The organism is Streptomyces sp. NPDC058459 (assembly GCF_042721685.1).
Taxonomy (GTDB): domain Bacteria; phylum Actinomycetota; class Actinomycetes; order Streptomycetales; family Streptomycetaceae; genus Streptomyces.
In genome coordinates this window covers 1-11,207 of sequence record NZ_JBHXLV010000209.1, presented here as the reverse complement: position 1 = coordinate 11,207, position 11,207 = coordinate 1, and the positions used below count along the sequence as shown (strand labels likewise).

Annotated in this window: 12 protein-coding genes and 1 pseudogene; 6 read left to right on the top strand and 7 right to left on the bottom strand. The window is 70.2% G+C overall.

Going from position 1 to position 11,207, the window contains the following annotated elements; genetic code table 11:
* Positions 1 to 13: 13 nt before the first annotated feature.
* Positions 14 to 715: an SDR family oxidoreductase gene (locus ACFWN1_RS27520; RefSeq protein WP_384367425.1), complete on the bottom strand. Its 702-nt coding sequence runs from the start codon at positions 713 to 715 to the stop codon at positions 14 to 16.
* Positions 716 to 915: 200 nt separating this feature from the next.
* On the opposite strand from ACFWN1_RS27520, the gene ACFWN1_RS27515 reads away from it, so the two are divergent.
* Entirely contained in the window at positions 916 to 1,320 is a 405-nt protein-coding gene (locus ACFWN1_RS27515) for an ATP-binding protein (protein WP_384367422.1), read from the top strand.
* 7 nt (positions 1,321 to 1,327) lie between these two features.
* Here ACFWN1_RS27515 and ACFWN1_RS27510 read toward each other — a convergent pair whose 3' ends face one another.
* The 6 genes and pseudogenes from ACFWN1_RS27510 to ACFWN1_RS27485 all read right to left on the bottom strand — a co-directional run bounded on the left by ACFWN1_RS27510 (position 1,328) and on the right by ACFWN1_RS27485 (position 6,991).
* The gene (locus ACFWN1_RS27510) at positions 1,328 to 1,831 is read right to left on the bottom strand and encodes an MFS transporter (RefSeq protein ID WP_384367419.1); all 504 of its coding nucleotides are present in this window, start codon (positions 1,829 to 1,831) and stop codon (positions 1,328 to 1,330) included.
* On the bottom strand, positions 1,816 to 1,977 hold the full coding sequence (locus ACFWN1_RS27505) for an MFS transporter (protein WP_384367416.1): 162 nt from the start codon (positions 1,975 to 1,977) through the stop codon (positions 1,816 to 1,818). The genes ACFWN1_RS27510 and ACFWN1_RS27505 overlap by 16 nt, the downstream gene beginning before the upstream one ends.
* On the bottom strand, positions 1,911 to 2,741 hold the full coding sequence (locus tag ACFWN1_RS27500) for an MFS transporter (RefSeq protein WP_384367413.1): 831 nt from the start codon (positions 2,739 to 2,741) through the stop codon (positions 1,911 to 1,913). The genes ACFWN1_RS27505 and ACFWN1_RS27500 overlap by 67 nt, the downstream gene beginning before the upstream one ends.
* Positions 2,742 to 2,925: 184 nt before the next feature.
* Positions 2,926 to 4,137: a beta-1,3-glucanase family protein gene (locus ACFWN1_RS27495; RefSeq protein ID WP_384367411.1), complete on the bottom strand. Its 1,212-nt coding sequence runs from the start codon at positions 4,135 to 4,137 to the stop codon at positions 2,926 to 2,928.
* 104 nt (positions 4,138 to 4,241) lie between these two features.
* Positions 4,242 to 5,114 (bottom strand): annotated as a pseudogene (locus tag ACFWN1_RS27490) (family 16 glycosylhydrolase); the annotation flags it as partial.
* A gap of 371 nt (positions 5,115 to 5,485) precedes the next feature.
* Entirely contained in the window at positions 5,486 to 6,991 is a 1,506-nt protein-coding gene (locus ACFWN1_RS27485; protein WP_384367428.1) for an MFS transporter, read from the bottom strand.
* A 310-nt stretch (positions 6,992 to 7,301) separates the two neighbouring features.
* Between ACFWN1_RS27485 and mgrA the strand changes: the two genes are divergently transcribed.
* The 5 genes from mgrA (at position 7,302) to ACFWN1_RS27460 (ending at position 11,167) form a co-directional block, all read left to right on the top strand.
* Positions 7,302 to 8,348 carry an L-glyceraldehyde 3-phosphate reductase gene (gene mgrA, locus ACFWN1_RS27480; protein WP_384367408.1) on the top strand — a complete coding sequence of 349 codons (1,047 nt, stop codon included), beginning with the start codon at positions 7,302 to 7,304 and terminating at the stop codon, positions 8,346 to 8,348.
* Positions 8,349 to 8,474: 126 nt separating this feature from the next.
* Entirely contained in the window at positions 8,475 to 8,960 is a 486-nt protein-coding gene (locus ACFWN1_RS27475) for a cation:proton antiporter regulatory subunit (protein WP_384367405.1), read from the top strand.
* Positions 8,961 to 8,965: 5 nt separating this feature from the next.
* Entirely contained in the window at positions 8,966 to 10,210 is a 1,245-nt protein-coding gene (locus ACFWN1_RS27470) for a cation:proton antiporter (protein ID WP_384367402.1), read from the top strand.
* Positions 10,211 to 10,269: 59 nt separating this feature from the next.
* A complete protein-coding gene (locus ACFWN1_RS27465) occupies positions 10,270 to 10,908 on the top strand; it encodes a DedA family protein (RefSeq protein WP_384367399.1) in 639 nt (212 codons plus the stop codon).
* An 85-nt stretch (positions 10,909 to 10,993) separates the two neighbouring features.
* Complete coding sequence (locus ACFWN1_RS27460; protein WP_384367396.1) at positions 10,994 to 11,167, top strand: CsbD family protein; 174 nt, start codon at positions 10,994 to 10,996, stop codon at positions 11,165 to 11,167.
* Positions 11,168 to 11,207 lie beyond the last annotated feature (40 nt).

The window sequence follows — 11,207 nt, the reverse complement described above, 5'->3', positions numbered from 1 at the left end:
CCGTTCGACCGGGTCAGTTCGGCTGCCCGACCGGGCGTACGACGACGGTGTTGATGTCGACCCCGGCCGGTTGCCGGATCGCCCACACCACGGAGTCGGCGATCTGACCGGCGGTCAGCAGCCGCCCCGGCGGCAGGCTGCCGTAGCCGTCCCAGAACGGGGTCTCCACCCGGCCCGGTGCGACCAGTGTGACGCCGATGCCGTACTCGGTGACCTGGCGCCGGGTGTTCTCCGCGAGGCCGGTGACCGCCCACTTCGTCGCGCCGTAGAGATTGCCCGGGGTGTTCACGAACCCTGCGACGCTGCCGATGAGGACGATCCGGCCGCGGGACTCCCTGAGCGCGTCGACGGAGGCGCGGATGAGCAGCGCCGGGCCGAGGACGTTCGTCAGCACCATCTCGCTCCAGCCCGCCGGATCGCCTTCGGCGACGGAGTCGTGCGTGGCGACACCGGCGTTGGCGATGACCGTGTCCAGCCGGCCGTAGGTCTCGATCGTGCGGTCCACGGCGTCCCGGACATCGTCGTACGACGAGGCGCTGCCGGGCACGGTCAGCAGTCCCCCGGGGTCGCCCGCACTCGCGGCGAACTCCCGCAGCCGGTCCTTGCCGCGCCCGGTGACGGTCACCCGGTGACCGGCGTCGAGCAGTTGCCGGGCCACGGCCGCCCCGATACCGCTGCCGCCGCCCGTGATGAGTGCGACCGGTGAGTCGCTCATGGTGATCCCCCTCGGTGTACGTGGACACGTGGCCATGGACACGTGGCCATGGACACGTGGTCATGGACACGTGGTCATGGACACGTGGTTCTGGACACCGGACAGCTGATCACTTGAAGTGCTCACGAAGTCAAGCGTTCCGGCGGGGTGCCGGGGCGATCGCGGGGAAGGCGGGTGTCATGAGCGTGGACGAATCTTCTGTGAACGGGTCCTCTCTGCGGGCCGTGGGATGGGCGCGGTCCCTGCCCGTCAGCAGTGGCGTGAAGACGGCGCGGGACTGGACGCGGGAGCATCTGGAGAGCCTGGACTGGGCGCGGAGCGCGCCGGAGACGGTGGACGCGGTGCTGCTGACCGTGTCCGAGCTGGTGACCAACGCCCATGTGCACGCCCAGGCCACCGCACAGCTCGTGCTGACCTGGGACAGCGAGTGCCTGCATGTCACCGTGCACGACGCCTCACCGCACCTGCCGGAGCAGCGCAGGCCGGACAGCGCCGCGACCGGCGGCCGGGGCATGCTGCTGGTGGACGCCCTGGCCGACAGCTGGGGCGCCTACCCTTGCCCGCGCGGCAAGGAGATCACGGCCTGCTTCCGGCCGACGAGCTGAGGGCCCCTCAGGAGCGGGCGAAGTCCTCGGGCTGGAACTCCTGGTTCTTCAGGTGCTGTTCGATGTCCTCAAGGCTGTGCCCGGTGAGTTCCGGCATCTTCCGCCACACGAACAGCCACGCGGCGACGTTGAAGCAGGCGTAGATCCAGAACACCTGGCCCACGCCGAAGGCGCTGATCATGCTGAGCAGAGTGAGGGTGATCAGCAGGTTGGTGCTCCACAGGGTGGCCGACTGGACGCTGGTGGCGGCGGCCCGCACCGAGAGCGGGTAGATCTCGGAGCCGGTGAGCCAGCCCATGAGCTGGAGTCCGCCGGCGTTGAAGAACATGAAGGCCAGCAGACAGGCCACGATGGCGGAGACGTAGGCGCGGGTGCCGTGCCCGGTGATGTAGAAGCCGCCCAGGACGAACAGGCTGACCGCCGCGCCCGGCACCATGACCAGGGTGAGCCTGCGGCGGCCGACCTTGTCGACGATCCACAGGCCGACGATCATCATCACCAGGTAGACCACGCCAACGCGACGCTGACCCGGAGCGCGGCGGAGCGGGAGAAGCCGTTGTCGGTGAGGATGGTCGGCGCGTAGTAGATGATCATCTCGATGCCGGAGAGCTGGGTGAAGACCGCGATACCGCACCCGACGACCAGCGCCGGGCGCACCCACGCCTGCCGCAGCCCGCGCCATCCCTGCCGGCTCCGTCGGTGCGCTGCTGACGGCGGGCCAGGGCGCTGATCTCGTCCAGCTCGGAGCGGATGTCGTACCCCGCGGGCCGTACCTCCTTCAGCACCTCCTCCGCGCCCTCCGCGTCGCCCTTGCGCAGGATGAGCCAGCGGGGGCTCTCGGGCAGCCGCAGCTGGCCGAGCAGCATCACCAGCGCCGGTGCGGCGGCGGCGCCGATCGACACCCGCCAGGAGACCGCCTCGCTCGCGCCGACGATCGTGGCGATGACGATGCCGACGCCGATGGCGAGCTGGAAGCAGAGCACCAGTCGGCCGCGGATGGACCTGGGCGCCAGCTCGGCCACGTACATCGGTACCGTCTGGGTGGCGCCGCCGACCGCGAAGCCCAGCAGTACGCGGGCGAGGGCCAGGCCGACGGCGGAGGGAGCGACCGCGCAGGTCAGGCTGCCCACGATGAACACACAGCAGATCAGCAGGATGGTGCGGTGCCGCCCGAAGCGCTCGCACAGCACGCTGCAGCTGAGGGAGCCGATGACGGCGCCCAGCAGGATGCCGGCCGCGATGGTCTCCTTCATGGTGTTCCCGATGTGGAACTCCTCGGAGATCTGGAGGAGCGCGCCCGAGATGATGCCCGTGTCGTAGCCGTACAGCAGGCCGCTGATCGCCGACACCACCGCCGCCATCAGCATGTGTCCGTTGAGGCCCTTGGTGGTGCGGGGCTCGCGACCCGCGGCCTGCGTCATGGTTCCTCCGGGCGGTTTCGACCGTTTCCGCCGGTCGAAACCGTACGTCGGAGGCGGTCCCGCAGCCCGGACGGCTCGCTTCAGCGGGACGGATCGGCCGCACCGGTGGCCGAGCCGAGGGGGCACACGAGTCTCGCTGCTCCCCGTCCCGGGCGAGGCGGGGAGCAGTGCCGTGCGGGACGGGTCAGAACGCCGTCAGCGTGAGCGTGAAGCCGGAGGGGGCGGTGTCCTGGATGAAAGAGGCGAAGTCGGCGACGTCGTCGAAGGCGAAGCCGTACGCCTTGCCGTCCTCGGTGGCCGCGTGGACGGCCTTGGAGTAGTGGTTGGTCAGCTCGCCCTGGTAGAAGGCGGCCGGGTCGGTGCTGGGCTGGGCGGTGTCGGTGAGCAGCGTCGAGCGGTTGAAGCCCGCGCCGAGGACGGCGGCCACGGGGCCGGTGGTGCCGTCGTTGGGTGCGGCGAGGTTGCCGTCGCAGAACAGGACGTCCCGGGTGGAGGGCTTGGCGAAGGACACCGGGGCCGGGCCGTCGAAGGTGAAGCGGTCGCCGCGGACCCGGCCGGTGAAGGTGCCGGCGTTCGTGGTGATCCTCAGGTCCTTGCCGGTGAAGGTGGACCACACCTCGTCGATGTACGGCGCGAAGTAGTCCTTGGCGAACAGCCCGGCGTCCAGGCCGTGGCCCGGCGCGATGATGCGCTTGTCGCCGACGACCAGCCTGGAGAAGTCCGCTACTTCCTTGACCGCGGCGAACGCGGCGGCGCGGCCCCCGTCCCGGATGCCGCCGGTCGTCTGGTCCTTCGTCCCGGTGAGACGGATGCTCAGCGGCACGCTGAACATGTCGACCATCGTGGTGTTGCAGAACATGCCGGCGGCGTTGTAAGTGAACTCCGCGCAGTCGTGCAGCACACCGAAGTTGGGGTCGGACTCGACCCAGCCGGCCGGGAACTGGAGCGCCGCGTCGCCGTTGCCGTCGGTGACGGCCTTCATCTTCAGCTTGTCACCGAGCGAGACGTAGATACGGCCCGACATGAACGGCAGGGACAGCTTGGTCTCGCCACTGGCCGCGAGCGGTATCGCGTAGTCGGTGAAGCCGTCGGCGCCGTTGTCGGAGACGGCGATGGGCGCGAGGGTGCCGTCCTGCTTGAGGCGGACCTGCTTGCCGTCGGCGTTGCCGACGACGTAGACGTTCACGGAGCCGTTGCCGAACGAGCCGCTGTTGTTGACGACGGTCACCGGCAGCGAACCCGACGCCGCGCGGGTCCTGTCGCCGCCGCTGTCACCCGGCTGGTCGGCGAGGGCGAAGGGCGCGATGGCGGCGCCCGCGGGGATGGCCACGGCCGCGCCGCCCAGGGCGAACATCAGCTTGCGGCGGGTCAGGTTGCGCTGGTGACGAGGCGACATGCGGGGGAGCTCCTTGCAGTGGGGGACGCACCCGGCCGGGGCCGGGACGGCACAGGGACGGTCGAGGGGGCCGGGGTCCGGCGACTCCCGGCGTCCGGGCCTCAGTTCTGGGCGGAGACGTGGACGTAGTCCACGGTCATCGTCTGCGGGAAGGACGTACCGGCGTCGGGGCCGCCGGGCCAGTCACCGCCGACCGCGAGGTTGAGGATGACGAAGAAGGGGTGGTCGTAGACCCACTTGTTGCCGCCCACGTCGGCCGGGGTGCGGGTCTGGTAGTTCTGGCCGTCGACGGACCAGGTGATGCCGGAGGGGCTCCAGTCGACCGCGAAGGTGTGGAAGTCGTCGGCGAACGGCTTGCCGTCGGGCAGGTCGTACGCGGCGCCGATACCGCCCGCGCCGGAGTAGCCGGGGCCGTGGATGGTGCCGTGGACGGTGGCGGGTTCCTTGCCGACGTTCTCCATGATGTCGATCTCGCCACTGTTCGGCCAGCCGGTGCTGCCGAGGTCGTCGCCCAGCATCCAGAAGGCCGGCCAGATGCCCTGCCCGCGCGGGATCTTGACGCGGGCCTCGAAGCGGCCGTACTTCTGGGTGAAGGTCCGCGCCGTGTTCAGCCGCGCGGAGGTGAACTGACAGGGTCCGTTCCAGCAGTTCAGGTCGGGGTCGGTGTTCTTGCGGGCGGTGATGACCAGGTTGCCGTTGCCGTCGAGGGCGGCGTTGTCGGTGCTGTCGGTGTAGTACTGCAACTCGTGGTTGCCGTTGCCGCCGCCGCCCGTCTCCAGGGTCCAGCGGGAGCTGTCCGGCGCGCTGCCGGCGGCGCCGTCGAAGTCGTCGGACCAGCTCGGTGCGGCCGCCGGCGCGGCGTCGGCGCGGTGGGCGCCGGGTCCCGCGGTGGTGAGCAGCACACCGGCGGCGAGCGCGGCGGCGCTCGCGGAGATGAGTCCGCGGTGGGACCGGCGGCGTGAACGATGACCAGCCATGAGAGGAACACCCTGTTTCTCTGTGGGGGGACGTACCGGCACGCCCTCGACCGTGGGGGAAGGGACGAACGCCGGAAGGGCACACCGCACACACCGGACCCTGCGTCTGAGAGCGCTCTCACGCGCACGGCGGGCACCACCGGCAGGACCCGACCATACGCCTCGGTCCCCCGGTTCCGACCGACCCGGCAACCTCTCAAATCACCCATGGACCACGGGTACCTGAACAAACGACAGCCGTTCCGGGCGACCTTTAATCCTCGATTAATCTCCCCTTAAGTCCCGTCCGAGGCACCGGAGTCGGCGTTCCGACATGCGAAGACCCCCGTCGCCACAGGGCCGACGAGGGGTCTTGCGTGCGTCTCGGGAGGCTAGCTCCGGTCCCCGGCCCGCGGCTCGTTCGCCAGGGCGTACAGCTCCTCGGACGTCGTGATCAGTTCATGCCGTTCCGCGTCGGAGCCGACCATCGGCTGCGAGCCGCGCAGGGGGACCTGGGCGCTCTCGGGGAGGAACCTCACCGTGATCAGGCCGATGACACCGGCCAGCATCAGGTAGTAGGCGGGCATCAGGTCGTCGCCGGTGACGTCGACCAGCGCGGCGGTCACCAGTGGGGTGGTGCCGCCGAAGGCGGCCACGGCCAGGTTGAAGCCGATGCCCATGGCCGCGTACCGGACGGCGGTCGGGAACAGGGCGGGCAGCGTGGCCGCGCTCGGCGCGGCGAAGAAGGCCAGCAGGGTGGCCAGGATCAGCACACCGAGGATCGGCGCCCAGGTGCCCTCCGCCTTGATCAGCAGGAAGGCCGGGATCGCCAGCACGATCATGGCGGCGGCGGCCCAGCCGTACAGCGGGCGCCTGCCCACACGGTCGCTGAGCCGGCCCAGGAAGGTGATCAGGACGACGATCCACACCATGCCGATGAGCACCAGCAGATCCGCCGAACCGCTGGACCGGTGCAGGGTCTCGGTCTGGTACGTCGGCAGATAGCCCGTGACCATGTAGTTGGTGACGTTGTACAGCAGCACCAGGCCCATGCAGATGAGCAGCGCGGCCCAGTGGTTCTTGACGATGTCCTTGAACTCACTGCCGGCCGACTCCTGGGCGAGGCTCTTCTCGTGCTCGTCCAGCTGCTGCTGGAAGGCCGGAGACTCCTCCAGCTTCAGCCGCATGTAGAGGCCGATCACCCCGAGCGGGCCCGCGACCAGGAACGGGACGCGCCAGCCCCAGGAGAGCATCTCGGCGTCCGTCAGGAGCAGGTTCAGCACGGTGACCAGGGCGGAGCCGAGGGCGTAGCCGACGAAGGTGCCGAAGTCGAGCCAGCTGGAGAGGAAGCCGCGCCGCCGGTCGGGGGAGTACTCGGCGACGAACGTGGTCGCGCCGCCGTACTCGCCGCCCGTGGAGAAGCCCTGCACCATGCGGGCGACCAGCAGCAGGACGGGGGCCGCGATGCCGATGGTGGCGTAACTGGGGATGACACCGATGGCGAACGTACCGACGGCCATCATGATCATGGTGGTGGCCAGCACCTTCTGGCGGCCGAGCCGGTCGCCGAGCGGCCCGAAGACCAGTCCGCCGAGCGGGCGCACCACGAAGGCGGCGGCGAAGGTGGCGAAGGAGGAGACCACCTGCGCGCCCGGGGAGGCGCCGGGGAAGAACACCTTGCCGAGGGTGGCGGCGAGATAGCTGTAGACGCCGAAGTCGAACCACTCCATGCAGTTGCCGAGCGCCGAGGCGCCTACGGCCCGCTTGAGCAGAGGTGGTTCGACGACCTGGACGTCGTCCTTGCCGAAGGCGCCCCGATTGCGGCTCAGCCTGCGGGTCAGCTCCTCGCGGACCTGGTGAGGAAGGTCCGTCACGGCCTGGGAGGTCTTCCTCTTCATGTCCGAGGGCCGCTCTCCGTCGGGCAGAGCATCGCTCACTGCCGCTCCCTTCGCCGTCGGTGTCACCGGATGGGTTCTTTTCCGGTCGCACCGGGGCATCAGCCCCGTGTCCATCCTGCTGCCCATGGCCGCACGCGTCACACCGGTCACACGCACATGAGCGAATGCCGAGGTCAGCGGTGGGATGATTAAGAAACAAGGCAGCTCAATCCCATGCCGTCCGGCGGTTGGACTTCACGCTGCCGAGAGCGCAGGGTGGGTCAGCCCCGTTTCCGGCGGCACCCCTACGGCATCACCCGGAGATCACCCGATGAACCACGTCGCGGACCCCGCTCGTTACGACGGCACCATGCGCTACCGGCGCACCGGCCGCTCGGGGCTCGACCTGCCCCTGCTGTCGCTGGGCTACTGGCACAACTTCGGCGACGACCGGCCCTTCGAGACCCAGCGCGAGATCGCGCTGCGCGCCTTCGACCTGGGGATCACTCACCACGACCTCGCGAACAACTACGGCCCGCCGTACGGCTCTGCCGAGATCAACTTCGGCCGGCTGCTGAAGCAGGACCTCGCGCCCTACCGGGACGAGCTGGTGGTCTCCACCAAGGCGGGCTGGGACATGTGGCCCGGCCCCTACGGTCAGGGCGGCGGCTCGCGCAAATACGTGCTGGCCTCACTGGACCAGTCGCTGAAGCGCACGGGCCTGGACTACGTGGACATCTTCTACTCCCACCGGCTGGACGCGAGCACGCCGCTTGAGGAGACGATGGGCGCGCTCGACACCGCCGTACGCCAGGGCAAGGCGCTCTATGTCGGCATCTCCTCCTACGACGCCGAGCGCACCCGGCAGGCCGCGGCCATCCTGCGCGAGCTGGGCACGCCGATGCTGATCCACCAGCCGTCGTACAGCATGCTCAACCGCTGGATCGAGACCGACGGGTTGCTGGACGTGGCAGAGGAGGAGGGCTTCGGCGTCATCGGCTTCACGGCGCTGGCGCAGGGCCTCCTCACGGGCCGCTACCTGGACGGCGTGCCGCAGGACTCGCGGGCGGCCGCAGGCAAGTCGTTCGACCAGTCCTGGCTGACCGAGGACATGCGCGGCCGGCTGCGCGCCCTGAACGACATCGCGGCCCGGCGCGGGCAGAGCCTGGCCCAGCTGGCGCTGGCCTGGGCGCTGCGCGACGAGCGGGTGACCTCACTGGTGATCGGCGCCTCGCGCACCGAGCAGCTGGAGCAGAACGTGGCGGCCCTCGCGAACCTGGACTTCAGCGCCGAGGAGCTGGCCGAGATCGACAAGTACGCCACGGACGGCGGGGTCGATCTGTGGCGCGACGCCCGACAGGGCAACCTCGGCGGCTGAGGAGTGCAGAAACCATGACATAAACCCCCTGACCAACTGACTTCTTCCAGTGGCCGCGCCCCGTCGGGCTAGGGTGCTTGGTAATGGTTGCACCAAGAAACAGTCAAATGAGTCAGGGGGGCCGCCATGGGTGCCGCACGTACGAGTAGGACGCCGTTGCCGGGCATCGGCGTCCGGTACGACCTCACCACCCGCGACGACCGCCGCCTCTCGGTGGTGGCCCATCGCGACGGGGCCCGGACGCTGGGCGCCTACCGCGAGGACGATCCCGACGCGTGCGCGCTGTCGGTGCAGTTGACCGGCGCGGAGGCGGAGGCGGTCGCCGGGGCGCTCATGCCGACGCACCAGAGCCCCAGCCTCCTCTGGACCACCGAGCTGGGCCTGGTGGCCGAACGCGTCTCGTTGTCCTCCACCTCGCACTGGAACGGCCGGCTGCTCGGGGACACCCGGATGCGCACCGAGACCGGGGTGTCGATCGTGGCCGTGCTCCGCCGCGCCGACGCCATCCCCTCCCCCGGTCCGGGCTTCCGGCTCGCGGGCGGTGACACGCTCATCGTGATCGGCACCCGCGAGGGCGTCGACGCGGCCGCCGGCATCCTCGGCAGGGAGTGATCAGGATGCATTCCTCCGCGGTCTTCCTCATCGAGTTCGGCGCCATCATCCTGGCCCTCGGCCTGCTCGGCCGGCTCGCCGCCCGGCTCAGCTTCTCCCCCATCCCGCTGTATCTGCTCGCCGGGCTGGCCTTCGGCGAGGGCGGGCTGCTTCCGCTGGGCGCCAGTGAGGAGTTCGTGGCGATCGGCGCCGAGATCGGCGTCATCCTGCTGCTGCTCATGCTGGGGTTGGAGTACACCGCCGGTGACCTGGTCTCCAACCTCAAGACGCAGTACCCGGCCGGCCTGGTCGACTTCGCGCTGAACGCGGTGCCGGGCGCGGTGATGGCGCTGCTGCTCGGCTGGGGTCCGATCGCCGCCGTCGTGCTGGCGGGCATCACCTGGATCTCGTCCTCCGGGGTGATCGCCAAGGTCCTCGGCGACCTGGGCCGGATCGGCAACCGGGAGACCCCGGTGATCCTCAGCATCCTGGTGCTGGAGGATCTGTCGATGGCGGTCTACCTGCCGCTGGTCACCGCGCTGCTGGCCGGTACGGGCTTCGTGGCGGGCGGCATCACGCTCGCCATAGCGCTGGGGGTGGCCGGTCTGGTGCTGCTGCTGGCGGTGCGCTTCGGCCGGGTCATCTCCCGCTTCGTCTCCAGCGACGACCCGGAGAAGCTGCTGCTGGTCGTGCTGGGGCTCACCCTGCTGGTGGCCGGTCTCGCCCAGCAGCTCCAGGTGTCCGCGGCGGTCGGCGCCTTCCTGGTCGGCATCGCCCTGTCCGGCGAGGTCGCCGAGGGCGCGCACAATCTGCTGGCGCCCCTGCGGGACCTGTTCGCGGCCGTGTTCTTCGTGTTCTTCGGGCTGCACACCGACCCGGCGAGCATCCCGCCGGTGCTGCTGCCGGCCCTCGCCCTGGCGGTCGTCACCGCACTCACCAAGATCGCCACGGGTTACTGGGCAGCACGGCGCGCGGGGGTCTCGGTCCGGGGCCGCTGGCGGGCGGGCGGCACGCTGGTGGCACGCGGTGAGTTCTCGGTGGTCATCGCCGGTCTCGCGGTCACCTCGGGCATCGATTCCCGCCTCGGCCCGCTGGCCACGGCGTACGTGCTGATCCTGGTGGTCGTCGGCCCGCTGACCGCGCGCTACACCGACCAGATCGCCCTGGCGGTCACCGGGCGGCGCCGGGCCCATACGGCACCGGGGCGGCCGTCCGAGGAGCCGGCCGCCCCGGCGACGCCGCGCGACCAGGACACGGCCGGCCGGCCCTGAGACCGCCCTTCCCGCAGGTCGGAGCGGGGCAGGGGTGCGGCGCGGCGTACGGTGACGCCATGCCGCCTCCCCTGCCCGGCCCGCTGGCGCCGCTGGCTCCGCTGCTGGGCCACTACGGCTACTGGGCGGTGGGCGCGGTCGTCTTCCTGGAGGACTTCGGGGTGCCCGCGCCTGGCGAGACGATCCTGCTGGCCGCCGGGGTCTACGCGGGTGCGGGCGAGCTGAACATCGTCGCCGTGGCGGCCATCGCGTTCGCCGCGGCGGTGATCGGCGACAACGTCGGCTACCTGATCGGCCGCACCGGGGGCCGGGCCTTCGTGGAGCGCTGGGGCAGGTACATCCTGCTGACGCCGAAGCGCTTCGCGGCGGCGGAGGTGTTCTTCCAGCGCCACGGCGGCAAGATCGTCACGGTGGCCCGCTTCGTGGAGGGCCTGCGCCAGGCCAACGGGATCATCGCGGGCACCACCGGCATGGCCTGGCACCGCTTCCTGGCCTTCAACGCGCTCGGCGCGGCCCTGTGGGTGGGCCTGTGGTCCACGCTGGCCTATGTCGCGGGCAGCCACATCACCGCCGTGTACGACGAGATCGTCCGCTATCAGCGTTACGTTCTCGTGGCCGCCGCATCGCTGGTGGCGGCCCTGGTCGTCCGCCGGCTGGTGCGGCGCGGGCGGGGCCGCAGGAGCGACGAGAGTCCATGACTTCCGGATTTTCTGGTTTGGGTGGCTTCGGTATGGATAACCGGATACCGACCACGCACCGAAAAAGTTGGGATGTGAATACCCCATGGCTGGTGACCAGAAGGGCAAGGCCAAGGCGGAGCAGCTCAAGGGCAAGGTCAAGGAGACCATGGGCAAGGCCGTCGGTAACGAGCGCATGGAGACCGAAGGCCACGTCGAGGGCGCGAAGGGCGACGCCCGCCAGGCCAAGGAAAAGACGAAGGACACGTTCAAACACTGAGTCGGTGCGATGCCGTGCCGGGGCGGGCCCGGAAATCCCC

What these genes read in the sequence shown, in the direction of transcription:
- ACFWN1_RS27495 (WP_384367411.1), bottom strand. Translation starts at nt 4,137, where the DNA reads ATGTCGCCTCGTCACCAGCGCAACCTGACCCGCCGCAAGCTGATGTTC.
- ACFWN1_RS27475 (WP_384367405.1), top strand. Translation starts at nt 8,475, where the DNA reads ATGGGTGCCGCACGTACGAGTAGGACGCCGTTGCCGGGCATCGGCGTC.
- ACFWN1_RS27500 (WP_384367413.1), bottom strand. Translation starts at nt 2,741, where the DNA reads ATGACGCAGGCCGCGGGTCGCGAGCCCCGCACCACCAAGGGCCTCAAC.
- ACFWN1_RS27470 (WP_384367402.1), top strand. Translation starts at nt 8,966, where the DNA reads ATGCATTCCTCCGCGGTCTTCCTCATCGAGTTCGGCGCCATCATCCTG.
- ACFWN1_RS27520 (WP_384367425.1), bottom strand. Translation starts at nt 715, where the DNA reads ATGAGCGACTCACCGGTCGCACTCATCACGGGCGGCGGCAGCGGTATC.
- mgrA (WP_384367408.1), top strand. Translation starts at nt 7,302, where the DNA reads ATGAACCACGTCGCGGACCCCGCTCGTTACGACGGCACCATGCGCTAC.
- ACFWN1_RS27465 (WP_384367399.1), top strand. Translation starts at nt 10,270, where the DNA reads ATGCCGCCTCCCCTGCCCGGCCCGCTGGCGCCGCTGGCTCCGCTGCTG.
- ACFWN1_RS27460 (WP_384367396.1), top strand. Translation starts at nt 10,994, where the DNA reads ATGGCTGGTGACCAGAAGGGCAAGGCCAAGGCGGAGCAGCTCAAGGGC.
- ACFWN1_RS27485 (WP_384367428.1), bottom strand. Translation starts at nt 6,991, where the DNA reads ATGAAGAGGAAGACCTCCCAGGCCGTGACGGACCTTCCTCACCAGGTC.